The sequence below is a fragment of the Nocardioides perillae genome (genome assembly GCF_013409425.1).
Lineage (GTDB): Bacteria > Actinomycetota > Actinomycetes > Propionibacteriales > Nocardioidaceae > Nocardioides > Nocardioides perillae.
The window spans coordinates 3,057,505-3,079,896 of the sequence record NZ_JACCAC010000001.1 but is presented as its reverse complement, the minus strand read 5'-3'; the positions used below and the strand labels follow the sequence as shown (position 1 = coordinate 3,079,896).

General features: G+C 74.2%; 22 protein-coding genes and 1 tRNA gene. 14 read left to right on the top strand and 9 right to left on the bottom strand.

Annotated features, from left to right (window positions below; all coding sequences use genetic code 11):
* Window positions 1-7: 7 nt before the first annotated feature.
* Genes BJ989_RS14390 through BJ989_RS14380 form a run of 3 tightly spaced genes read left to right on the top strand, consistent with a single transcriptional unit; the run spans window position 8 to window position 2,396 of the window.
* Window positions 8-1,048, top strand: a complete 1,041-nt coding sequence (locus BJ989_RS14390) for an adenosine deaminase (RefSeq protein ID WP_179518782.1) — start codon at window positions 8-10, stop codon at window positions 1,046-1,048.
* A gap of 60 nt (window positions 1,049-1,108) precedes the next feature.
* A complete protein-coding gene (locus BJ989_RS14385; RefSeq protein ID WP_179518781.1) occupies window positions 1,109-1,978 on the top strand; it encodes an aldo/keto reductase in 870 nt (289 codons plus the stop codon).
* Window positions 1,979-2,015: 37 nt separating this feature from the next.
* Window positions 2,016-2,396 carry a lipopolysaccharide assembly protein LapA domain-containing protein gene (locus BJ989_RS14380; protein WP_179518780.1) on the top strand — a complete coding sequence of 127 codons (381 nt, stop codon included), beginning with the start codon at window positions 2,016-2,018 and terminating at the stop codon, window positions 2,394-2,396.
* Window positions 2,397-2,456: 60 nt separating this feature from the next.
* Here BJ989_RS14380 and wrbA read toward each other — a convergent pair whose 3' ends face one another.
* Window positions 2,457-3,065 (bottom strand): NAD(P)H:quinone oxidoreductase, encoded by a 609-nt coding sequence (gene wrbA, locus BJ989_RS14375; RefSeq protein WP_179518779.1) that lies wholly within the window; start codon window positions 3,063-3,065, stop codon window positions 2,457-2,459.
* Window positions 3,066-3,249: 184 nt separating this feature from the next.
* A tRNA-Arg gene (locus tag BJ989_RS14370) sits at window positions 3,250-3,323 on the bottom strand.
* 96 nt (window positions 3,324-3,419) lie between these two features.
* Here BJ989_RS14370 and BJ989_RS14365 point away from each other — a divergent pair.
* The gene (locus BJ989_RS14365; protein WP_179518778.1) at window positions 3,420-4,139 is read left to right on the top strand and encodes a hypothetical protein; all 720 of its coding nucleotides are present in this window, start codon (window positions 3,420-3,422) and stop codon (window positions 4,137-4,139) included.
* Between the two features lie 42 nt (window positions 4,140-4,181).
* On the opposite strand, the gene BJ989_RS14360 is transcribed toward BJ989_RS14365, so the two are convergent.
* On the bottom strand, window positions 4,182-5,645 hold the full coding sequence (locus BJ989_RS14360; protein WP_343049397.1) for an aminopeptidase P family protein: 1,464 nt from the start codon (window positions 5,643-5,645) through the stop codon (window positions 4,182-4,184).
* 59 nt (window positions 5,646-5,704) lie between these two features.
* On the opposite strand from BJ989_RS14360, the gene BJ989_RS14355 reads away from it, so the two are divergent.
* From BJ989_RS14355 to BJ989_RS14345, 3 genes are all read left to right on the top strand, one after another.
* Window positions 5,705-6,826 (top strand): PrsW family intramembrane metalloprotease, encoded by a 1,122-nt coding sequence (locus tag BJ989_RS14355; RefSeq protein WP_179518777.1) that lies wholly within the window; start codon window positions 5,705-5,707, stop codon window positions 6,824-6,826.
* On the top strand, window positions 6,823-8,610 hold the full coding sequence (locus BJ989_RS14350; protein WP_246283445.1) for a P-loop NTPase family protein: 1,788 nt from the start codon (window positions 6,823-6,825) through the stop codon (window positions 8,608-8,610). Before BJ989_RS14355 ends, BJ989_RS14350 begins: the two co-directional genes overlap by 4 nt.
* A 119-nt stretch (window positions 8,611-8,729) precedes the next feature.
* Window positions 8,730-10,385, top strand: coding sequence for a GTPase family protein (locus BJ989_RS14345; RefSeq protein WP_179518776.1), 1,656 nt, complete (start codon window positions 8,730-8,732; stop codon window positions 10,383-10,385).
* A gap of 27 nt (window positions 10,386-10,412) precedes the next feature.
* On the opposite strand, the gene BJ989_RS18865 is transcribed toward BJ989_RS14345, so the two are convergent.
* Window positions 10,413-10,976 carry a hypothetical protein gene (locus BJ989_RS18865; protein ID WP_179518775.1) on the bottom strand — a complete coding sequence of 188 codons (564 nt, stop codon included), beginning with the start codon at window positions 10,974-10,976 and terminating at the stop codon, window positions 10,413-10,415.
* 152 nt (window positions 10,977-11,128) lie between these two features.
* On the opposite strand from BJ989_RS18865, the gene BJ989_RS18860 reads away from it, so the two are divergent.
* Together BJ989_RS18860 and ettA are read left to right on the top strand one after the other, a co-directional pair.
* On the top strand, window positions 11,129-11,572 hold the full coding sequence (locus tag BJ989_RS18860) for a single-stranded DNA-binding protein (protein WP_179518774.1): 444 nt from the start codon (window positions 11,129-11,131) through the stop codon (window positions 11,570-11,572).
* Window positions 11,573-11,636: 64 nt separating this feature from the next.
* Complete coding sequence (gene ettA / locus BJ989_RS14330; RefSeq protein WP_179518773.1) at window positions 11,637-13,319, top strand: energy-dependent translational throttle protein EttA; 1,683 nt, start codon at window positions 11,637-11,639, stop codon at window positions 13,317-13,319.
* Between the two features lie 45 nt (window positions 13,320-13,364).
* On the opposite strand, the gene BJ989_RS14325 is transcribed toward ettA, so the two are convergent.
* Window positions 13,365-13,853, bottom strand: coding sequence for a MarR family winged helix-turn-helix transcriptional regulator (locus tag BJ989_RS14325; RefSeq protein ID WP_179518772.1), 489 nt, complete (start codon window positions 13,851-13,853; stop codon window positions 13,365-13,367).
* 96 nt (window positions 13,854-13,949) lie between these two features.
* Window positions 13,950-15,167 (bottom strand): acetyl-CoA C-acetyltransferase, encoded by a 1,218-nt coding sequence (locus tag BJ989_RS14320; protein ID WP_179518771.1) that lies wholly within the window; start codon window positions 15,165-15,167, stop codon window positions 13,950-13,952.
* Between the two features lie 85 nt (window positions 15,168-15,252).
* On the opposite strand from BJ989_RS14320, the gene BJ989_RS14315 reads away from it, so the two are divergent.
* A complete protein-coding gene (locus tag BJ989_RS14315) occupies window positions 15,253-16,128 on the top strand; it encodes an acyl-CoA thioesterase (RefSeq protein WP_343049395.1) in 876 nt (291 codons plus the stop codon).
* On the opposite strand, the gene BJ989_RS14310 is transcribed toward BJ989_RS14315, so the two are convergent.
* Window positions 16,086-16,484, bottom strand: coding sequence for a globin (locus tag BJ989_RS14310; protein ID WP_179518769.1), 399 nt, complete (start codon window positions 16,482-16,484; stop codon window positions 16,086-16,088). The genes BJ989_RS14315 and BJ989_RS14310 overlap by 43 nt on opposite strands.
* A gap of 97 nt (window positions 16,485-16,581) precedes the next feature.
* On the opposite strand from BJ989_RS14310, the gene BJ989_RS14305 reads away from it, so the two are divergent.
* Window positions 16,582-17,007 carry an OsmC family peroxiredoxin gene (locus BJ989_RS14305; protein ID WP_179518768.1) on the top strand — a complete coding sequence of 142 codons (426 nt, stop codon included), beginning with the start codon at window positions 16,582-16,584 and terminating at the stop codon, window positions 17,005-17,007.
* A gap of 9 nt (window positions 17,008-17,016) precedes the next feature.
* On the opposite strand, the gene BJ989_RS14300 is transcribed toward BJ989_RS14305, so the two are convergent.
* Entirely contained in the window at window positions 17,017-18,072 is a 1,056-nt protein-coding gene (locus tag BJ989_RS14300) for a mechanosensitive ion channel family protein (protein ID WP_179518767.1), read from the bottom strand.
* Between the two features lie 87 nt (window positions 18,073-18,159).
* Here BJ989_RS14300 and BJ989_RS14295 point away from each other — a divergent pair, with 87 nt between their 5' ends.
* The 3 genes from BJ989_RS14295 (at window position 18,160) to BJ989_RS14285 (ending at window position 19,648) form a co-directional block, all read left to right on the top strand.
* Window positions 18,160-18,537 carry a hypothetical protein gene (locus BJ989_RS14295; RefSeq protein WP_179518766.1) on the top strand — a complete coding sequence of 126 codons (378 nt, stop codon included), beginning with the start codon at window positions 18,160-18,162 and terminating at the stop codon, window positions 18,535-18,537.
* On the top strand, window positions 18,524-18,907 hold the full coding sequence (locus BJ989_RS14290; RefSeq protein WP_179518765.1) for a DUF5130 family protein: 384 nt from the start codon (window positions 18,524-18,526) through the stop codon (window positions 18,905-18,907). The genes BJ989_RS14295 and BJ989_RS14290 overlap by 14 nt, the downstream gene beginning before the upstream one ends.
* A 450-nt stretch (window positions 18,908-19,357) precedes the next feature.
* Window positions 19,358-19,648 (top strand): GIY-YIG nuclease family protein, encoded by a 291-nt coding sequence (locus tag BJ989_RS14285; protein WP_179518764.1) that lies wholly within the window; start codon window positions 19,358-19,360, stop codon window positions 19,646-19,648.
* A 180-nt stretch (window positions 19,649-19,828) separates the two neighbouring features.
* Here the strand turns inward: BJ989_RS14285 and pepN are convergent, their stop codons facing one another.
* Window positions 19,829-22,372 carry an aminopeptidase N gene (gene pepN, locus BJ989_RS14280; protein WP_179518763.1) on the bottom strand — a complete coding sequence of 848 codons (2,544 nt, stop codon included), beginning with the start codon at window positions 22,370-22,372 and terminating at the stop codon, window positions 19,829-19,831.
* Window positions 22,373-22,392 lie beyond the last annotated feature (20 nt).

The following is a 22,392-nucleotide window of genomic DNA, read 5'->3' as shown; positions in this document are numbered from 1 at the left end:
GGCGTCCGTGCCCCACCGCCTCACCGACTTCGTGGCCGGCCTGCCCAAGGCCGAGCTGCACGTCCACCACGTCGGCTCCGCCTCGCCGGAGGTCGTCGCCGAGCTCGCCGCCCGCCACCCCGGCGGCCCGGTGCCGAGCGACCTGGAGCAGCTGCGGGAGTTCATGACCTTCCGCGACTTCGCCCACTTCATCGAGGTCTACCTCGCCGTCGTCGACCTGGTGCGCACCCCCGAGGACGTCGAGGTGCTGACCTACGAGGTGGCGCGCGAGATGGCCCTGGGGCAGCGGGTGCGCTACGCCGAGCTGACGTGCACGCCGTACACCTCGGTGGTGCGGGGCATGGCGATCGGCGACTACACCGCCGCGCTCGAGCGGGCGCGCGAGGCCGCGGAGCGCGACTTCGGGCTGGTGCTGCGGTGGGTCTACGACGTCCCGGGCGAGTCCGGGGTCCCGGCGGCCGACGCCACGCTGGAGTTCGCGCTGCAGCACCGCCCGGAGGCACTCGTCGGCTTCGGCCTGGGCGGACCCGAGATCGGCGTGCCGCGCCCGCAGTTCCGCCGACACTTCGAGGCCGCCCGTGCGGCCGGCCTGCGCTCGGTGCCGCACGCCGGGGAGACCACCGGGCCGGAGACCGTGTGGTCGGCGCTGGACGACCTCGGCGCCGAGCGGATCGGCCACGGCACCTCCGCCGCCCAGGACCCCGCGCTGCTGCGCCGCCTCGCCGACGAGGGCGTCGTGCTCGAGGTCTGCCCGACCTCGAACGTCGCCACCCGGGCCGTCGCCTCGCTCGCCGAGCACCCGCTGCCGCGCTTCGTCGAGGCCGGGGTGCCCGTCGCGATCGCCTCCGACGACCCGCCGATGTTCGGCACCACGCTCAACCGCGAGCACGAGGTCGCCGCCGACCTGCTCGGCCTCGACGAGGCCGGCGTCGCACGGCTCGCGCTGGCCTCGGTCGACGCCTCCTTCGCCGACGACGAGCTCAAGCGGGCGCTGCGCGCCGAGGTCACGGCGTACGCCGGGGCGCGCGGCGTGCGCCTCGACGGCTGAGGCCGGCCCGGGGCGGGGTCGGCTGAGGCCGGGCTTGGCCGCGGCTGGTTCGCTCGCGGCATGAGCGAGACGACGACCCGCGCGACCGGCTCCGGCACCTTCCGCATCGGCGGCGAGACCGAGGTGGTGCGCCTCGGCTACGGCGCGATGCAGATCACCGGCGAGGGGGTCTGGGGCCCGCCCGCCGACCACGACGGCGCGCTGGCGGTGCTGCGCCGCGCCGTCGAGCTGGGCGTGACGCTGATCGACACCGCCGACTCCTACGGGCCGAACGTGTCGGAGGAGCTGATCCGCGAGGCGCTGCACCCCTACGCCGACGACCTGGTGATCGCCACGAAGGCGGGGCTGACGCGGACCGGCCCGGGGGAGTGGGTGCCCGTGGGCCGCCCGTCCTACCTGCGCCAGCAGTGCGAGCTCAGCCTGCGCCGGCTCGGGGTGGAGACCATCGACCTGTTCCAGCTCCACCGCATCGACCCCGACGTGCCGCTCGCCGACCAGGTCGGCACGCTCCGCGAGCTGCAGGAGGAGGGCAAGGTGCGCCACCTCGGCCTCTCCGAGGTCGACGTCGACGAGCTGCGCGCGGCCCAGGAGGTCGCCCAGATCGCGACGGTGCAGAACCTCTTCAACCTGGGCAACCGCGACGCCCAGCCGCTGCTCGAGGTGTGCGAGGCCGAGGGCATCGGCTTCATCCCGTGGTTCCCGCTGGCGACCGGCGAGCTCTCGCAGACCGACGGCCCGCTGGCCGACGCGGCCCGGCGCCACGACGCCTCGCCCTCGCAGCTCGCCCTGGCGTGGCTGCTGCAGCGCTCGCCGGTCGTGCTGCCGATCCCGGGCACCAAGAGCGTCGAGCACCTCGAAGACAACCTGCGCGCCGCCGACCTCGAGCTCACCGACGAAGAGGTCGCCGCGCTCGAGGACGCGGTGGGGTGAGCGCCGCGCCCGGTCGTCGCCCACTACGGTCGGACCCATGAGCGAGACGCCCCGCGCCGACGACCCGACGCAGCCCACCGGCGCCCCGCCGACCCCGGGCCGCGCGCCCCAGGAGGCCCCGTCGACCCGGGAGCCGGCGGCGTCGCGGCGCGACCACGACGAGGACCCCCTGCGCGGCTCGCGCACCTCGGGCCTGTGGGTGACGATGGTCGTCGTCGGCGTGCTGATCGTGCTGCTGGTCGTCTTCACCCTGCAGAACACCCAGCCGGTCGACCTGGCCTTCCTGGGCTGGGAGGGGCGCACGCCGCTCTCGGCGGCCATCCTGATCGCGGCCGCCGCCGGCATCCTCATCACCGCGCTGGCCGGGTCGCTGCGCATCCTGCAGCTGCGTCGCCGGGTCAAGCGCCAGGGGCGCTGAACGCCGCGAGGCCGGGGCGTCCGCCCCGGCCTCGCGTCGTCGTGCGCGTCGTGCGACGGCTCAGTTGCCGCCGGTGAGCCTGCCTGCCACCGTGACCACGCGGCGGGCGAGGTGGTCGAGCGAGTCGAGGTCGACCTGCGACAGCTCGCCCGAGTTGTCGCCGCCGCTGACGAGCGAGGCGCCGTAGGGGTTGCCGTCGGCGAACTTCAGCTGCTCGGTGTAGCCCGGCGGCACGATGATGCCGCCGAAGTGGTAGACGACGTTGTAGAGCGCGAGCAACGTCGACTCCTGGCCGCCGTGGGCGGTCTGGCTCGAGGTGAACCCGGCGTACGCCTTGTCGGCGAGCTGGCCCTGCGCCCACTGCGGGCCGAGGGTGTCGATGAACTGCTTGAGCTGGCTGGCCACGTTGCCGTAGCGGGTGGGCGTGCCGAAGATGACGGCGTCGGCCCACACGATGTCGTCGGCCGTCGCGCGCGGCTCGTCCTTGATCGCCTCGACGTGCTCGCGCCAGCGGGGCTGGGAGTCGATCGCGGCGTCCGGTGCGATCTCCTCGACGTGGCGCAGGCGCACCTCGGCGCCCGCCTTCTCCGCCGCGGCCTGCAGGTGGCGGGCCATCCCGTCGACGTTGCCGGTGCTGGAGTAGTAGATGATCGCGAGCTTGACGCTCATGTCGCTCCTTCGGGTCGAGGCGGCCGGGCGGGTCCCGGACCTGGGTGTGCCACTCCCGAGCATGCCGGAGAGGACCTAGGAGGTTGAGGGCTCAACCACCCCTCCGGTGGGGACGACGAGTGACGCGGGGAGCACCGTGGGGGCCGGTCGCACCCGTGCCGTGCGCGTCACTCGTCGTCCGCGGCGCCCCCGGCAGGACTCGAACCTGCGACAAGCGGATTAGAAGGCCGCTGCTCTGTCCAGCTGAGCTACGGAGGCGGGACCCCACCGATCCTAGGGGAGTGGGACACCCCGGACCGGGGTAGGACGACTGCGCGCCGGCACGGGGCCGGCGGACAGCGACAGGAGCACACCGTGCAACACCTCCAGCCCACCACCCCACGCCGCCACCTGCTGCGACGCGCCCTGGCGACGACGACGCTGCTCGCGACCACCGTCGTGGCCTCCCTCGGCGCGACCGGCGCGACCGGCGCGGCCGCCGCGTCGGCGAGCGCCGCCACCGCGGGCGGGGCCGACGCACGCTCGAGCAGCTGCCGCACCGACGAGTACCGCACGCGCATCCGCAACGTGCGCGGCACGCAGCAGATCGGCCTGACCCGGGTACGGGCGGTGACCTACCCCGGGCGCACGACCATCAAGAAGGGGCAGAGCGTCACGGTCTCGACCGACCGCGTCTTCAGCGCGGGGGTGAAGAACACCGTCTCCGCCACCTTCGGGGCCTCGGCGATGCTGAAGAAGGTCGTCGGCATCTACGGCGAGATCAGCGGGCGCACCCAGCTGCGCGCGAGCATCGGCAGCACCCGCAGCGAGAGCACCACGGTGTCGTCGAGCACCAAGATGGTGATCCCGGGCGGCCGCTCCGTCGCCTGGTTCCGCGGCTACCGCGTGGTGGGCGGCACCTTCGAGTACTCCTGGTGCCACCACTACTCGGGCATGCCGTCGCAGGTGGGCACCGTCGAGTGGGAGCGGGCCCGGTTCACGACCTACGGCTACCGCAGCTCCGGCGGCCAGCGCTGCGACGTCAAGGCCTACGAGCCGGTCGCGCAGGCCGCCAAGCGGGCCGTCTGCTCCTGACCGCGGTCGGGGCACCGGCCCCAGCGGGTCGGTGCCCCACCGTCAGGCGCGCAGCCGCGCCATCCACTCCTCGACCTCGTCGGCGGGGCGGGGGAGCGCGGCCGAGAGGTTGCGCGAGCCGTCGGCGGTCACCAGCACGTCGTCCTCGATGCGGATGCCGGTGCCGCGCAGCTCCTCGGGGACGAGCAGGTCGTCCTCCTGGAAGTACAAGCCCGGCTCGACGGTGAGCACCATGCCCTCGGCGAGGTCGCCGCGCGGGTAGACCTCGAGCGCCGCGCGCCCGCAGTCGTGCACGTCCATGCCGAGCATGTGGCTGGTGCCGTGCAGCGTCCAGCGCGCGTAGACCTTGCTCTGCGGGTCGAGCGCCTCCTCGGCGCTCACCGGCAGCAGGCCGAGGCCGTCGAGGCCGCGGGCCAGCACCTGCATCGCGGCCTCGTGGGCCGCCAGGAACGGTACGCCGGGGCGCACGGCGTCGATGCCGGCCTGCTGGGCGGCGAGCACGAGGTCGTAGAGCTCGCGCTGCAGCGGCGTGAAGGTGCCCGAGACCGGCAGGGTGCGGGTCACGTCGGCGGTGTAGAGGTTGCGGCCCTCGACGCCCATGTCGAGCAGCACCAGCTCGCCGGGCGTGATCGGCCCGGTGTTGTCGATCCAGTGCAGCGTGGTGGCGTGACGTCCTCCGCCGACGATGGAGTCGTAGCCGATGTCGTTGCCCATCGCGCGGGCGCGGCGGAAGAAGGTGCCCTCGACCCAGCGCTCGCCGAACTCCAGCACGCGGTCCCACTCGCGCACGGAGTCCTCGAAGCCGAGCGTGGTGACGTCGCACGCCTCCTGCAGCTCGGCGACCTCCCAGTCGTCCTTGACCAACCGCATCTCCGAGGCCACCCGGGCGAGCTCGCCGTCGCGTCCCTCGTCGGCGTCCACGAGCCGGTCGACCCCGGCGTCGACGCCGCGGTGCACGCGGGTCTTCCCGCTGCGCGTCAGCGCGTCGGGCAGTTCGTCGACGTGGCGCACCTCCAGGCCCAGGCTGTCGGACATCTCGCGCACCGACGGCCGGCGGCCGGCCCACAGCTCGCCGTACTGCCGGTCGCGGAAGAACTCGTCGGTCTCGCGGCTGGAGCGCGGCCGGGCGTAGAGCACGGCGTCGCCGTCCTCGAGCACCAGCACCGCGTCGGTGGTCTGGTTGCCGGAGAAGTAGGTGTGCGCGGTGTCGGGCCGGAAGCGGTAGTCGGTGTCGTTGGAGCGCACCTTGAACGTGCCGGCCGGCAGCACGAGCCGCTCCCCGGGGAACGCGTCGGCCAGCGCGCGGCGGCGCGCCGCGGCGTACGGCGCGACCGGGTGCGGCGGCAGGTCGAGCTCGCGCTCGCCCCAGCCGGTGCGCATGAACGCGGCGTAGGCCTCCGGCACCGCCGGGTCGTGCGACTCCGTGCGCGGCTGCTCCGCCGCCGCGTCGTCGGTGCCCTCCGGCGGGGTGGCTGCGGTGCTGTCGGCGGGGTCAGTGGCGCTCACCTCCCGCACTCTACGCCGGTCGCGACACGCCGTCCCACCTGCTCCGATAGGCTCCCGGCATGGCCAGGCGACCCCGCGACAGCGTCGCGTTCACGGTCGTGGTGACGGTCCTGGTGGCGCTCTGCGCGGTGCCGCTCGCGCTCGTCGTGGCCCTCTCCGGCGCCCCCGGCACGGTCCTGCTCGCCACGGTGCTCGCGGCGCTCCCGGTCGGACCGGTCGTCGCCTGCTTCGTCTGGCTCGACCGCTACGAGCCCGAGCCGCGGCGGCTGCTGGCCGCCGGCCTGGTGTGGGGCGGCGTGGTCGCGACCGCCTTCGCGCTGGTGCTCGGCGGCATCGGCGGGCTCCTGGTGCCCGTGACCGAGGCGGCGAGCCTCGCGGTCGTCGCGCCGGTCACCGAGGAGCTCACCAAGGGCCTGTTCCTGCTGCTGCTCCTGTGGTGGCGGCGCCACGAGCTCGACGGCGTGCTCGACGGCATCGTCTACGCCGGCATGGTGGGCGTCGGCTTCGCCTTCGTCGAGAACGTCCTCTACCTCGCCGCGGCCTACGACGGCACCGACGGCGTCGGGCCCGGCGGCGTCGAGGCCGTCACCGGCACCTTCCTCGTGCGCTGCCTCTTCAGCCCCTTCGCGCACCCGCTCTTCACCGCCTTCACCGGCATCGGTGTCGGCATCGCGGTGGGCGCCCGGTCCGGGCTCGTGCGCGTCACGGCGCCCCTGACGGGGTACGCACTGGCCGTGACCGCCCACGCCCTGTGGAACGGCTCGACCCTCTTCGGGTTCGGCGGGTTCCTCGGCACCTACCTCCTGCTGATGGTCCCCGCGTTCTTCTTCGTCGCGGGGCTCTCGGTGTGGGCGCGGCGGGCCGAGGGCCGGGTGCTGCGGATCGCGCTGGAGGACGCCGCCGCCCGCGGCCTGCTGCCGGCGGTCGACGTGCCCTGGCTGGTCGACCTGCAGGCACGCCGCGCCAGCCGTCGCCACGCGCGCGCGGTCGGCGGGCCCGCGATGCTGGCCGCGGTCCGCGACTACCAGCAGGCGGCCGTCGAGCTCGGCTTCCTGCACCACCGCTACCTCCGCGGCACCCCGCCGCCCGACTTCGCCGAGCGCGGTCAGCACTTCGTCGCCCGCATCCACGCCGTGCGACCGCACGTCGCCCTCCCCGGACAGGTGGTCCCCGCCCGATGAGCCCCGAGCCGACCGAGCCCCCCGAGACCCCCGGGCCCGCCCCGAGCGGCCCGGCCGCCCCGGCCGCCCAGAGCACCCGCATGCTGACCGCGCTGGTGCAGCTGCGCAGCGCGCTGCAGGGGGCTGCGCTCCCGCTGGACGTGCCGGGCGTGGCGGAGCAGCGTGCGGCCCGCCGCGAGATGGTCGACCAGCTCGAGGACTACGTCATCCCGCGCCTGATGACCATCGACGCGCCCCTGCTCGCCGTCGTCGGCGGGTCCACGGGCGCCGGCAAGTCCACCCTGGTCAACTCCCTCGTGGGCCACCGCGTCACCGCGCCGGGCGTCCTGCGCCCGACCACCCGCTCCCCGGTGCTCGTGCACCACCCCGACGACGCCGAGTGGTTCGGCCAGGACCGGCTGCTGCCCGACCTCGAGCGGGTCCCCTACGCCACCGACGACCCCGACGCGCTGCAGCTGGTCGCGACCGAGGCGGTCCCGCGCGGCCTGGCGGTGCTCGACGCGCCCGACGTCGACTCGGTCGAGGAGCGCAACCGCACCCTCGCCGCCCAGCTGCTCGCGGCGGCCGACCTGTGGCTCTTCGTCACCTCGGCGGCCCGCTACGCCGACCAGGTGCCGTGGAACTTCCTGCGCCTGGCCGCCGAGCGCTCGACCGCGGTCGCGATCGTGCTGGACCGCACGCCCGAGGAGGCCGTCGAGACGGTCGCGACCCACCTGGCCCGCATGCTGGCCAGCCGCGGCCTCCAGGACTCCCCGCTCTTCGTGGTGCACGAAGGCCCGATCACCGAGGAGGGCCTGCTGCCCGCCTCCCACGTCGCCGACGTGCGCGGGTGGCTCGACTCGCTCGCCGAGGACTCCGAGGCGCGCGCAGCCGTCGTCAAGCAGACGCTCGACGGCGCCGTCCGGTCGCTGTCGGGCCGCTCCCACGTCGTCGCGGACGCCTCGGCCGAGCAGGTCGCGGTCGCCGAGCGCCTGCGGGCCGACGCCGCCGCGGCCTACGACCTCGCCCGCGAGGCCGTCGCCCGCGCCTCGGCCGACGGCACCCTGCTGCGCGGCGAGGTGATGGCGCGCTGGCAGGAGTTCGTCGGCACCGGCGAGCTGCTGCGCTCGCTCGAGCACCGCGTCGGCAAGATCCGCGACCGCATCGTCAACGCGGTCAAGGGCAAGCCGCAGCAGGCCGAGCGGGTCACCGTCGCGGTCGAGTCGGGCCTCGAGACGCTGGTGCTCGAGCACGCCGAGGCCGCCGCCGAGCGCGCGGCCGCCTCGTGGTCGTCCCACGCCGCCGGCGCCGCCCTCCTGGCCGACGCCGGCGAGGACCTCACCCGCGCCTCGCGCGACTTCCGCCGCCGGGCCGAGCGCGAGGTGCGCGAGTGGCAGGGCGGCATCCTCGAGATGGTCCGCACCGAGGGCGCCGACAAGCGCACGACCGCCCGGTTCCTCGCGTACGGCGTGAACGGGCTGTCCGTCGCACTGATGATCGTGGTCTTCGCCCACTCGGGCGGCGCGCTGGTCGCCGCCGAGGGCGCGATCGCCGGCGGCGGCGCCGTCGTCGGTCAGAAGCTGCTCGAGGCCGTCTTCGGCGACCAGGCCGTGCGCCGCCTCGCCGACCGGGCCCGCGCCGACCTCGAGCGACGCGTCGACACCCTCCTCGGGGCCGAGCAGGACCGCTTCACCGCGCTGCTCGACAGTCTCGAGGTCGACCCGCAGGCCGCCGAGACGCTGCGGGCGGCGTCGCGCCGCGTCGACGACCTGCGCTTCGAGGAGGCCAAGACCCCGCGAGGGTGAGGCGGGCACCCCCTAGGCTGGGAGCCCGCGCGACGCACCACCCGCACCGTCCGCCCCGCACCGCGCGCCACTCCACCCCCACGATCGCCACGACCGCAGCGCACCTGCACGAGGAGAAGATGACGTCCCTGCTCGAGGGAGCCCGCCGGCTGGTCTCCCGTGGTTCCGGCACCGACGCCCGCGTGGAGGCCCTGCGGGCGGCCGTCGAGCTGGCGCGCGGGCGGGTGGCCGACGACGTCGTCGACGAGGTGCAGGCCGTCGTCGAGCGCTCCGAGGGTCGGCTGCGGCTCTCGGCCGACCACACGGTGGTCGCCATCGCCGGCGCGACCGGCTCGGGCAAGTCGTCGACGTTCAACGCGCTGACCGGGCTCGAGCTCTCGGCCGTCGGGGTGCGCCGGCCCACGACCTCGTGGGCCACCGCGTGCGTGTGGGGTCGTGAGGGCGCCGAGGAGCTGCTCGAGTGGCTCGGCATCCCCGCGCGGCACCAGGTGACCCGCGACTCGATGCTCGACACCCGGCGCGAGGACGGCGCGCTGCAGGGCGTGGTGCTCCTCGACCTGCCCGACCACGACTCCACCGAGGTCGCCCACCACCTCGAGGTGGACCGGCTCGTGCAGCTCGCCGACATGCTGGTGTGGGTCCTCGACCCCCAGAAGTACGCCGACGCGGCGATCCACGACCGCTACCTCGCCCCGCTCGCCACCCACCAGGACGTCATGGTCGTGGTGCTCAACCACGTCGACCGGGTGCCGGAGGAGCGGCGAGCCGCGATGCTGGCCGACGTGCGCCGCCTGCTCGACGCCGACGGGCTCGACCGGGTGCCCGTCATCGCCGCCAGCGCCCGCGAGGGGTGGGGCCTCGACGAGCTGCGCGAGCGCATCGGCGCGCAGGTGAAGAGCAAGAAGGCGACGCGGGAGCGTCTCGAGGCCGACCTGCAGGCCGCTGCCCGCCGGCTCGGCACGGCCGCCGGCGACGGCCGACCGCGCGACCTCGGCGCCCCGCGCGTCGTGGAGCTGCGCGACGCGCTCGCCGACTCGGCGGGGGTCCCCACGGTCGTCGACGCGGTGCAGACCGCGACCCGCGTGCGCGCCGGCCGGGCCACCGGCTGGCCCCTGGTCTCCTGGGTCTCGCGGCTGCGTCCCGACCCGCTGAAGCGGCTCCACCTCGACCTCGGCTCGTCGGGCCGCGAGCTCACCGGTCGGGCGCGCACCTCGGTGCCCGAGGCCACGGGCGTGCAGCGCGCGCGCGTCGACGCGGCCGTGCGCGCGGTGGCCGACGACGCCGTCGGCGAGGTGCGCGGCCCCTTCGCCGACGCGGTGCGCCGCGCCTCGGTCTCCCGCGTGCCCGAGCTCGGCGACCGCCTCGACGCGGCGGTCGCGGGCACCGACCTCGGCGTCGCCCGGCTGCCGTGGTGGGCGGGCGCCCTGCGCGTCGTGCAGTGGGCCCTGCTGCTCACCGCCCTGGTCGGGGCCGCCTGGCTGGGCGCGCTCGCCGCCGCCGGCTTCCTCCAGCTCGACCTGCCCGACGCGCCGTCGTACTCCGGCCTGCCGGCGCCGACCGCCCTGCTCCTCGGCGGGGTCGCGGCGGGCATCCTGCTCGCCCTGCTGGCGCGGGTGCTGGTCTCGCTGACCGCGCGCGCCCGCGCGCGCTCGGCCGACCAACGACTGCGCTCCGCCATCGCCGACGTCGCCGACGAGCTGGTGGTGCACCCGATCCAGGCGGAGGTCGCGGCCTACCGCGAGCTGCGCGCCGAGGTCGCCCGCATCACGGGCTGAGGCTCCCGGCCACCGACCGAGGTCGCGTCAGGACCCGGCGGCGAGCCCGCGCACGTCGTCGACCGCGGCGGCGGCCAGCGCGCGGGTGAGGGGGCACGGCTCGCCGGTCGGCAGCGTCGCGTCGACGGCCAGCCAGAGGTCGTCGCCCAGCGGCAGGAAGTCCACGCACGCGGCGCCGTCGCCGAGCTGCTGCTCGAGCGCCGCCTCGCCGCCGACCTCGACCTCGCTCGTGACCGTGCCGTCCGGGCCCGTGCCCGTGCCGAGCTCGGCGGCGTAGACGCGCACCCCCACCACGGCGTCGGTGGCGGTCCACGTGCACGATGGCAGACCCTCGACCTCGCCCTCGGAGACGTCGAGGCCGCCGACCAGGACGTCGCCGGAGCGCTCGTCGAAGCGCGCCGCACCCGACTCCACCAGCAGCTCCTCCACCGGCGCGTCCCCGACGGCGCGGCACAGGTCGCGCCCGCGGACCTGCTCGTACGCCGCGGGGTCGGCCCCGTCGTCCTGCCCGCCGCAGGCGGTGGCCAGGAGCAGGGCCGCCGGCACGAGCACGCGGAGCACGGCGGGTCGGGAGGGAGGTGAGGAGGTCACGGGGACATCCTCCCAACCGGGCCGCCACGCGTGCACAGGCGCGCCCGGGCTGGTGTCCGTCCACAGGTCGGGGGAGGCCCGGCCCTCCGGCGTCCGGCCCGCGCCAGGGTGGCGACCGGTGGCGCGGAGGGTCCGCGCCGGAGAGGAGCACCGTGCACGAGCCCGAGATCACGTTGCGCGGCTGGCTGGGCAGCGACGTCACCGTCACCGAGACGAGCGGGGGACCGCTGGCGTCCTTCCGGGTCGGCTGCACGCCGCGGCGCCGGCGCGAGGGCGGCTGGGAGGACCTCCCGTCGGTGTGGTTCACCGTCAAGGCCTGGGCGCACCTGGCGCGCAACGCCGCAGACTCGCTGCGCCAGGGAGACCCGGTCGTGGTGCAGGGGCGCCTCGTGGCCGAGTCCTGGCGTCGCGATGACGGCACCCGGGCGTCGCGCCACGTCGTCGTCGCCGACGCGGTGGGGCACGACCTCGTGCACGGGGCCGGGTCGTTCACCCGACGCCGTCCGCACCGCGAGGCGCCGACCGGGGCCGCGGCCGGCGCTCCTGCGACGCCGGCCGGCTCCGACCCGGCGCCCGTGCCCGCGACGGCCGCGTGAGGCCGGCTTCCCGGCCGGTGCCCCGAGGGGCGCGCCGAGCGCGTCCGGCCGTAGGCTCGGGGGCATGGCGGAATACGTTTTCACCCTGCGCGGGGTGCGCAAGGCCCACGGCGACAAGGTCGTCCTCGACGGCGTCACCCTCTCGTTCCTCCACGGCGCCAAGATCGGCGTCGTGGGGCCCAACGGCGCGGGCAAGTCCTCGCTGCTGAAGATCATGGCCGGGCTCGACCACCCCAACAACGGCGACGCGATCCTCGACCCCGAGGCCACGGTCGGCATGCTCCAGCAGGAGCCGCCGCTGAGCGAGGGCAAGACGGTCCTGGAGAACGTCGAGGAGGCGGTGGCCGAGACCAAGGCCAAGATGGCGCGCCTCGACGAGCTCTACCTCATGATGGGCGACCCCGACGCCGACCTCGACAAGGTCAGCGCCGAGGCCGGCGACCTGCAGAGCGAGCTCGACGCCGCCAACGTGTGGGACCTCGACAGCCGCCTCGAGCAGGCGATGGACGCGCTGCGCTGCCCGCCGCCGGACGTCCTCGTCGACCACCTCTCCGGTGGCGAGCGGCGCCGCGTCGCGCTGTGCAAGCTGCTGCTGCAGCAGCCCGACCTGCTGCTCCTCGACGAGCCCACCAACCACCTCGACGCCGAGTCGGTGCAGTGGCTCGAGGGCCACCTCAAGTCCTACCCCGGCGCCGTCCTCGCCGTCACCCACGACCGCTACTTCCTCGACAACGTCGCGGAGTGGATCGCCGAGGTCGACCGCGGTCAGATCCACGGCTACGAGGGCAACTACTCGACCTACCTCGAGACCAAGAAGGAGCGCCTCAAGATCGAGGGGCAGAAGGACGCCAAGCGCGCCAAGATGCTCGAGAAGGAGCTCGAGTGGGTGCGGTCGAACCCCAAGGCGCGCCAGGCCAAGAGCAAGTCCCGCCTCGCCCGCTACGAGGAGATGGCGGCCGAGGCCGACCGCATGCGCAAGATCGACACCTCCGAGATCAACATCCCGGCCGGTCCGCGCCTCGGTGACGTCGTGCTCGAGGCGAAGGGCCTCACCAAGGGCTTCGAGGGCCGCACCCTCATCGACGACCTCACCTTCTCGCTGCCGCGCGCCGGCATCGTGGGCGTGATCGGCCCCAACGGCGTCGGCAAGACCACCCTCTTCCGCATGATCACCGACCAGGAGCAGCCCGACGAGGGCGACCTCGCGGTCGGGCAGACGGTGAAGATCTCCTACGTCGACCAGAGCCGCGGCGGCATCGACCCCCAGAAGAACGTGTGGGAGGTCGTCTCCGACGGGCTCGACCACATCAAGGTCGCGAACTTCGAGATGAACAGCCGGGCCTACGTCGCGTCCTTCGGCTTCAAGGGCCCCGACCAGCAGAAGAAGGCCGGGGTGCTCTCCGGTGGTGAGCGCAACCGCCTCAACCTGGCGCTGACCCTCAAGATGGGCGGCAACCTGCTGCTGCTCGACGAGCCGACCAACGACCTCGACGTCGAGACCCTCAGCTCGCTCGAGGACGCCCTGCTCGACTTCCCCGGCTGCGCCGTGGTCACCTCCCACGACAGGTGGTTCCTCGACCGCGTCGCGACCCACATCCTCGCGTGGGAGGGCGACGCGGAGGAGCCGGCGAAGTGGTTCTGGTTCGAGGGCAACTTCGCCGCCTACGAGGAGAACAAGGTCGAGCGGCTCGGTGTGGAGGCGGCGCGCCCGCACCGGGTCACGCACCGCCGCCTGACCCGCGACTGACCGGCGCGCCGGCCCTCGGGCGGCCCGTGCCGGGCCGCCCGGGGTTCAGCGGATGTCGGCGCCGGGGTGGCCGCCCACGAGGCGGTCCGCCACGGCGTCCATGACCCGGCCCATGGCCGCGAGGTCCTCGTCGCTGACGAGGTCGACCAGCCCGGCGCGCACGCCCGCGACGTGCAGCGGCGCGGCCCGCTCGAGCAACCCGAAGCCCTCGTCGGTCAGCGTGGCGAGGATCCCGCGCCCGTCGTCGCCGCAGCGCGAGCGCTGCACGAGCCCCGCGGCCTCCATCCGGCCGACCGTGTGGGTCACGCGGCTGCGGCTGTGGCGCAGCGAGTCGGCGAGGTGGGCCATCCGCAGGGCACGCCCGGGGGCCTCGGAGAGCCGCACCAGGATCTCGTACTCGCCGAGCGAGAGGTCGAAGCCGCGTCGCAGGTCCTGGTCGAGCCGGTCGTAGAGCAGCGTCGTGCCCACGAGCAGCGCGCGCCACGCGTGCTGCTGCCGCTCCTCGAGCCAGCGGGTGGTGCCCCCCTCGGTCATGCGCCCGATCCTAGGTGGGGGACCGGCACGCAGGAGAGCCCGCCCCGCGGCCGTGGGCGGGACGGGCTCTCCTCGGTCAGCGGTGCCGACCCGAGGTCAGGACATCCGCTCCAGGATCAGCGCCATGCCCTGGCCGCCACCGACGCACATGGTGATGAGGCCGGTGGACTTGTCGTGCCAGTCCAGCGAGTTGAGCAGGGTGTTCTGCAGGCGGGCGCCCGTCATGCCGAAGGGGTGGCCGACCGCGATCGCGCCGCCGTTGACGTTGAGGCGGTCGAGGTCGATGCCGAGGTCCTGGTAGGACGGCACCACCTGGGCGGCGAAGGCCTCGTTGATCTCCACGAGGTCGATGTCGCCGATGCTCATGCCCGCGTTGGCCAGGGCACGGTTGGTCGCCTCGACGGGGCCGAGGCCCATGATCTCGGGCGAGAGGCCCGACACGCCCGTCGACACGATGCGCGCGAGCGGGGTGAGGCCGAGCTCGGCGGCCTTGGTGTCGGACATGACGACGACCGCGGCCGCGCCGTCGTTCAGCGGGCAGCAGTTGCCGGCCGTGACGACGCCGTCGGGGCGGAAGGCGGGCTGCAGCGCCGCGATCGCGTCGTACGTCACGCCGGCGCGCGGGCCGTCGTCGGCCGTGACGACGGTGCCGTCGGGGGCCGTGACCGGGGTGATCTCGCGCGCCCAGAAACCGTCGGCGATCGCCTTCTCGGCGAGGTTCTGCGAGCGCACGGCGAACTCGTCGAGCTCCTTGCGGTCGAGCCCGCGCAGGGTGGCGACGTTCTCGGCCGTCTGACCCATCGCGATGTAGGCGTCGGGGACGAGGCCGTCCTCGCGCGGGTCGTGCCACGTGCTGCCGCCCTCGGCGGTCTTCTTCGTGCGCGCCTGGGCGTCGGCGAAGAGGGGGTTCTCCGTCTCGGGCCAGTGGTCGGAGGTGCCCTTGCGGAAGCGCGACACCGTCTCCACGCCGGCGCTGACGAAGACGTCGCCCTCGCCGGCCTTGATGGCGTGGAAGGCCATGCGGGTGGTCTGCACCGAGGACGCGCAGTAGCGCGTGACGGTCGCGCCCGGCACGGTGTCCATGCCGTTGACCACGTTGACGACCCGGGCCATGTTGAAGCCCGACTCGCCGCCCGGCAGGCCGCAGCCGAGGTAGAGGTCGTCGACCGTGGTCGGGTCGAGTGCCGGCACCTTGTCGAGCGCCGCCTTGACGATGGTGGCGGCGAGGTCGTCAGGACGCAGGTCCTTGAGCGACCCCTTGTTGGCGCGGCCGATGGCCGACCGGGCGGCGGAGACGATGACTGCCTCGGGCATGAGGACTCCGTTCGAGCGTGCGGGACTGCGGGGCCCGGCCACCCTAGACGGTGCGCCGGGTGCCGCAGGTGGCAGCATCCGTGGTGTGCGCCACCTCTACGAGTGCCAGCTGCGCTGGGCCGACATGGACATGCTGGGCCACGTCAACAACGTGACCTACGTGGACTACCTCCAGGAGGCGCGCATCGACATGCTCCTCACCCACGCCCCGGACCCGGCGGTCGGGGAGCTGGCCGAGGGCGTCGTCGTCGTGCGCCACCAGGTGCGCTACCTCGCGCCGCTCACCTTCCGGCTGACGCCGGTGCACGTCGAGGTCTGGATCACCGAGGTCCGCGCGGGCTCGTTCACGATGGCCTACGAGCTCTTCGACCACCTGCCCGACGGCGGGCGGCGCGTCTACCTCCAGGCGACCTCGCTGCTCACGCCGTACGTCTTCGCCACCGAGCAGCCGCGGCGGTTGCGGCCCGAGGAGCGCGAGGTGCTCGGTCGCTTCCTGGAGCCGGCACCCGCCCGGGGCCCGTTGCAGGTCGACCCCGCGGGCTTCGACGACCCCGCCGGCCGGCTGCCGCTGCAGGTGCGCTTCTCGGACGTCGACGTCTACGGCCACGTCAACAACGTCGAGTACTTCACCTACTTCCAGGAGGCCCGGGTCGCCTACATGGCGGCGCTGGCCGAGGAGGCCGGCACGTCGGCCGCACCCGGCTCGGTGGTGCTCGCCCAGTGCGACGTCGACTACCGGGTGCCGGTGCTCTTCCGCCCCGAGCCGTACGACGTCCGCTCGCGCGTCGCGCACGTCGGACGCACCAGCTTCGTCATCGAGAACGACCTGCGCGACGGCGACCGCTCGCTGGCCACGGCCCGGGTCGTGCTCGTCGGCTTCGACGCGACCACGCAGCGCGCCGCCCCGCTCGTCGAGGACTACCGCTCGCTGCTGTCCTCGAAGGTGTTGACCATGAACTGAGCGGCGTGGGTGACGTAGTCCCAGAACCGCTGGTCCTGCTCGGGCGGCAGCGCCACCGCGTCCAGGCCGGCGCGGAAGTGCACCAACCACCGCTCCGCGGCGTGCGGCGTGACGGCGAACGGCGCGTGCCGCATGCGCAGCCGGGGGTGGCCGCGGCTGTCGGAGTAGTCCGTCGGGCCGCCCCAGTACTGCTCCAGGAACAGCCGGAAGCGCTCCTCGGCCGGCCCGAGGTCCTCCTCGGGGTAGAGCGGGCGGAGCACCTCGTCGGTCGCGACGCCCTCGTAGAACACCGCGACGATGCGCTCGATCGTCGCGCGACCGCCGATCTCGTCGTAGAACGTGCTCGCCTCACCCATGGTGGGACCCATTGTGCCCACGCGGCAGGATGGTCGCCGACCCGCCCCGCGCCCGGCCGCGCGCCGCGACGGGGCACCCGCGAGAGAAGGAGCCACCGTGCCCACCACCCGCACCGCCCAGACCCGCTGGCAGGGGAGCCTGACCGAGGGCTCCGGCCAGGTCACGCTGCAGTCCTCCGGCGTCGGCACCTTCGACGTCACCTGGCCCTCGCGCGCCGAGGAGCCCGACGGCCGCACCAGCCCCGAGGAGCTGATCGCGGCCGCGCACTCGTCCTGCTTCTCGATGGCGCTCTCTGCCGGGCTCAGCAAGGCCGGCACCCCGCCCACCTCGCTCGAGACGACCGCGGAGGTGGAGCTCACCCCCGGCACCGGCATCACGGGCATCCGCCTGACCGTCGTCGGCACCGTCGAGGGCCTCACCGAGGAGCAGTTCGTCGAGGCCGCGGAGGGCGCCAAGGCCGGCTGCCCGGTGAGCAAGGCGCTGGCCGGCGTCGACATCACCCTGCAGGCCTCGCTCGCCTGACGAGACCGCTCAGGACCGGTCGGCGGCGTCCCCCTGCAGGTCGGCGGGGACGTCGCCGCGGTGCCACACCACGCGCTGCGGGAAGGGGATCTCGATCCCCTCGAGGTCGAAGCGCGCCTTGATGCGTGCGCGCATCTCCCGCGCCACGCCCCACTGCTCGCCCGGGGCCGTCTTCATCGCGACGCGCACCGCGACGCCGTCGACCCCGAGGTCCTGCACGCCCCACACCGAGGGCTCCTCGATGACCCGGCCGCGGAAGTCCTCGTCGTCCCACAGGTCGTGGGCGACCTCCTCCAGCACCCGCTTCACGTGCGTGAGGTCCTCGCCGTAGCCCACGGTCACGTCGAGCACCGTGCGCGACCAGTTCTGGCTGGCGTTGCCGACGCGGAGGATCTCGCCGTTGCGGACGTACCAGACGACCCCGTGCAGGTCCCGCAGCCGCGTGACGCGCAGCGTGACCGCCTCGACCACGCCGTACGCCTCGCCGAGGTCGACCTCGTCACCCACGCCGTACTGGTCCTCGAGGATCATGAAGATGCCCGAGAGGAAGTCGCTGACCAGGCTCTGCGCGCCGAAGCCGAGCGCGATGCCGACGATGCCCGCGCTCGCGATCAGCGGCGCGACGTCGAGCCCGAGCTCGGAGAGCGACATGATCACCGCGATCGCGGCGAGCGCACCGGTCACGATGCTCTTGAGCAGCGAGCCCATCGTCGCGACCCGCTGGGAGCGGCGGTGCGCGACGGCGGGGTTCTCCGCGCTGGCCGCCGACGGGGTGCCGAGGAACAGCCGGCCGCGCCGGCGCCGCTCGCGGCGGTGGGGCAGCACCCCGGTCTCGGCGCGGCTGACGACGCGGTCGATGAGGCGGTGCAGGAGCCAGCGCGCCACGAACGCGATGAGCAGGATGCCCAGGACGGCCGAGGGCTTGCCGACCAGCCACGTGGCGGCCTCGGCGGCGGTGGCGTTGCCGGTCACGTCGTAGGTGAGGCGGCACGACAGCGCCTGGTCGGGCTCGCACGCCTCGACCGTGTCGAGGGCGCGCAGGGCGAAGGGGAGTGCGGCAGGCATGCCGCCCATTGTCGGAGGCGGGCAAGCGCCTGCCCACGCCCCGCCCCGGGCCGCCGGCCCCCCGCGCGACCCGATATCCTCGGGCGCGTGACCACGCACGCTGACCGCCCCGCCCGCAGCCTCCGCGCCCGCCGCGGCGCCGTCGTCGGCCTGGCCACCGGCGCCGCGCTGGCGCTCCTCGCCCCGGTCGCGCCCGCCGCGGCCGACGTGCCCGAGGGGTGGAGCAACCCCGACGAGGTCGGTGCCGGCCCGTTCCTGCTGGTGCTGGTCGGTGCGCCCTTCGCGCTCGCCCTGCTGATCGCGCTCGCCGTCTACGTGCCCGCGCTCGTGCGCGGCGAGAAGGTCACCCCGGGCCCCGTCCAGGTCGAGGACCAGTGGTTCGGCGGTCCGCGCCCGGGTGCCCGCGAGCTCGCCGGCCCCGACGACGAGACCTCGCAGGCGGGTGGCGCCGGTGCCCGCTGGTGAGCTGCGCGCCGGCGACCGCGGTGCGGTCGACGCGGCGATCCGCCGCGCCGAGCAGCTGAGCCGCTTCGAGTTCTCCGTCTTCGTCGGCCGGTCCGAGGGTGACCCGCGCGCCTTCGCGACCAGCCTGCACAACTCGCTCGTCGCGCCCCCGCGGAGCGTCCTGGTGATGGTCGACCCGCAGGCCAAGGTGCTCGAGGTCGTCACCGGCGCCCAGGTGCGCCAGCGACTCTCCGACCAGGAGGTCGAGCTGGCCGTGGTGTCGATGCGCCACGACTTCGCCGCCGGCGACCTCGTCGGCGGCCTGCGCCGCGGCGTCGCGATGCTCGCCGAGCACGCCCGCCCGCAGCGCACCCTCCACGCCGGCGCCTGACGCGCAGGGCCGCCGGGCCCCACTCGTTGGTCGAGCAGGGCCGCCAGGCCCGTGTCGAGACCTGGGTGAGTCGCGCGCGGTGGTCTCGACACGCTCGCTGGCGCTCGCTGTTCGACCAGCGGTGGGAGACCCGTTGGTCGCCCTTCGAGACGGCGCTGGCGCGCCTGCTCAGGGACCACGGGGCCGCCGGGCCCCACTCGTTGGTCGAGCAGGGCCGCCAGGCCCGTGTCGAGACCAGGGTGAGTCGCGCGCGGTGGTCTCGACACGCTCGCTGGCGCTCGCTGTTCGACCAGCGGTGGGATACCCGTTGGTCGCCCTTCGACACGGCGCTGGCGCGCCTGCTCAAGAACCGCAGGGCCGCGAGGCCCGTGTCGAGACCAGGGTGAGCTGTCCTCCACAGACGGGTTCGTGGTCCTGGCGCCCGGTGTGGCGCGGGACCACGATGGCTGGGTGCCCTGGGTCTACCTCCTGAGCTGCCGCGACGGCTCCTTCTACGTCGGCAGCACCGTCGACCTCGAGCGACGGCTGTGGGAGCACCAGGTCGGCCTCGGCGCGGCATACACCCGGCGCAGGCGCCCGGTCGAGCTGGTGTGGTGCGAGGAGCACGAGCGCGTGGACGCGGCGTACGCCCGGGAGAAGCAGGTGCAGGGTTGGAGCCGGGCCAAGAGGCAGGCCCTCGTGGACGGCAGGTACGCCGACCTGCCGCGCCTGGCCGAGGGGCACTGGCGAAGAGGTCGGTAGCGCGTCTCGCGGTGGTCTCGACACGCACGCACGCTCGCTGCGCTCGCTGCTCGACCAGCGACTCCTCGTTGGTCGAGCAGGGCCGCCAGGCCCGTGTCGAGACCAGGGTGGGTGGCCCGCGGTGGTCTCGACACGCTCGCTGGCGCTCGCTGCTCGACCAACGGTGAGCAGGGAGGGGCGTCAGGCCCGGTCGCGCTCCTGGGCGGCCAGGGCGCGCTGCATGTCGTCGAGGCCCTCGCGGACGTAGCGCTTCGCCGCGGGGTTGGCGCGGCTGTGCTCGAGCCAGGTCTGCACCCGCTCGACGGTGGCGGGGGAGACCAGCGGCATCGGGAACATGTACTCGAGCACCGTCGAGGCGCGCTGCGTGCCGCGCTCCTCCCAGACCGTCTCCGCCATCTGGAGGTACTTCTCGAGGTAGGGCTCGAGCAGCTCCTCCTGACCGGCGGTGGGGAAGGCGTACGCGATCTGGCGCTGGGTCTCGTTGGGGACGTCGTCGCGCTCGATCGCGTCGCGCCAGGCCTGCGCCTTCGCCTCGGCGGTGGGCCGCACCGTGCGCGCCATCGCCGCCCGCTCCTGGCCGGAGATGGTGTTGTCGCGGCTCAGCTCCTCGCCGATCCGCGCCTCGTCGGCGCGCCCGTGGGTGGCGAGCGCGGTCAGCAGGGTCCAGCGCAGGTCGGTGTCGACGGTGAGCCCCTCGACCGTGGCCGACCCGTCGAGCAGGGCGGCGACCAGGTCGAGCCCCTCGTCGGTGTGCGCCGCGGAGGCGTAGGCCCGGGCGAAGGCGAGCTGGTGGTCCGAGCCCGGGTCCGCCGACTCGAGCAGGCCGCGCAGGCCGCGCTCCCACGTCGCCTTGAGCTCGGTCCGGCCCGCCGGGTCGGAGTAGAGGTTGACCGCCGTGCGGGCGTAGAGCGGCAGCCGGCTGACGGCGGTGAGGTCGGTCTCGGTGCCGATGCCGCGCAGCACGAGCGCGACGAAGTCCTTGGTGCTCATCTCCGCGTCGCGGGTCATGTCCCAGGCCGCGCCCCAGAGCAGCGCGCGGGCGAGGGAGTCCTCGACCGCGTCGACGTGCTCGACGGCGGTCGCGAGCGAGCGCTCGTCGAGGCGGATCTTGGCGTAGGTGAGGTCGCCGTCGTTGAGCAGCACGAGGTCGGGCTGGCGCTCACCGACCAGCTCCGGCACCTCGGTGCGCTCGCCCGCCACGTCGGTCTCGACCACCGAGCGGCGCACGACGCGGCCCTCGACGAGGTCGTAGAGCCCGATGCCGATGCGGTGTCGGCGGATGGTCGGGAACGCCTCGGCGGCGCTCTGCTGCACGGCGAAGGAGCGGAAGGCGCCCGCCTCGTCGACCTCGAAGGCGGCGGACAGCGTGTTGACCCCGGAGGTCTGCAGCCACTCGCGCGCCCAGCTGTCGAGCTCGCGGCCGGAGGAGCGCTCGAGCGCGGCGAGCAGGTCGCCGAACTCCGAGTTGGCGAACTGGTGGGCGCGGAAGTACTCCCGCAGCCCGGCGAGGAACTCGTCGATGCCGACCCAGGCGACGAGCTGCTTCAGCGTGGAGGCGCCCTTGGCGTAGGTGATGCCGTCGAAGTTGACCTCGACGGCCGCCAGGTCGTGGTTGTCGGCCGCGATGGGGTGGGTCGAGGGCAGCTGGTCCTGGCGGTAGGCCCAGTTCTTGCGGGCGTTGGTGAAGCCGGTCCACGCCTCGGTGTACTTCGTGGCGCTCACCATCGCGTGGTGGCTGGCCCACTCCGCGAACGACTCGTTGAGCCAGAGGTCGTCCCACCACTTCATGGTCACGAGGTCGCCGAACCACATGTGGGCCATCTCGTGCAGGACGGTGTTGGCGCGCTGCTCGTAGAACGCGTGCACCTGGCGGGAGCGGGGGAGGTACTCGTCGCGGAAGGTCACGCAGCCCGCGTTCTCCATCGCGCCCATGTTGTACTCCGGCACGTAGAGCTGGTCGTACTTGCCGAAGGGGTAGGGGAAGTCGAAGGCGTCCTCGAAGAAGGCGAAGCCCTGCTTGGTCAGCTCGACGAGCTCGTCGACGTCGAGCTGCTCCTTGATCGACTGGCGGCAGTAGTGGCCGAGCGGGATCGTGCCGTGCGCGCCCTCGTAGGTGTCGAGCACCTCGTGGTACTCGCCGGCGACCAGGGCGGTGATGTAGGTCGACATCCGCTCGGTCTCGGGGAAGCGCCAGACGGCCGACTCGGTGCCCTCGACGGGCTCGGGTGCGGGGGTCGGCGCGTTCGAGACGACCTTCCAGTGGGCGGGCGCGGTGACCGTGAAGGTGAAGGTGGCCTTGAGGTCGGGCTGCTCGAAGGTGGTGTAGACGCGGCGGGCGTCCGGCACCTCGAACTGGGAGTAGAGGTAGACGCGGTCGTCGGCCGGGTCGACGAAGCGGTGCAGGCCCTCGCCGGTGCGGCTGTAGGTGCAGTCGGCCCGCACCACGAGCTCGTTGTCGGCTGCCAGCCCGGTCAGCGCGATCCGGCTGTCGGCGTAGGCCGCGGGGTCGACCGTCTCCCCGTTCAGCACGATCTCGTGCACCGTCGCGCCGACCAGGTCGGCGAAGGTCGCGGCGCCGGGCTCGCGGCAGGTGAACCGGATGGTCGTGGTGGACCCGAAGGTCTGCTCGCCCGTGGTGAGGTCGAGCTCGACGGCGTACGACGCGACGTCGAGGAGGGCGGCGCGGGTGGCGGCCTCCTCGCGGGTCAGGTTGGTTCCAGGCATGCGCCGCATCATGTCACCCG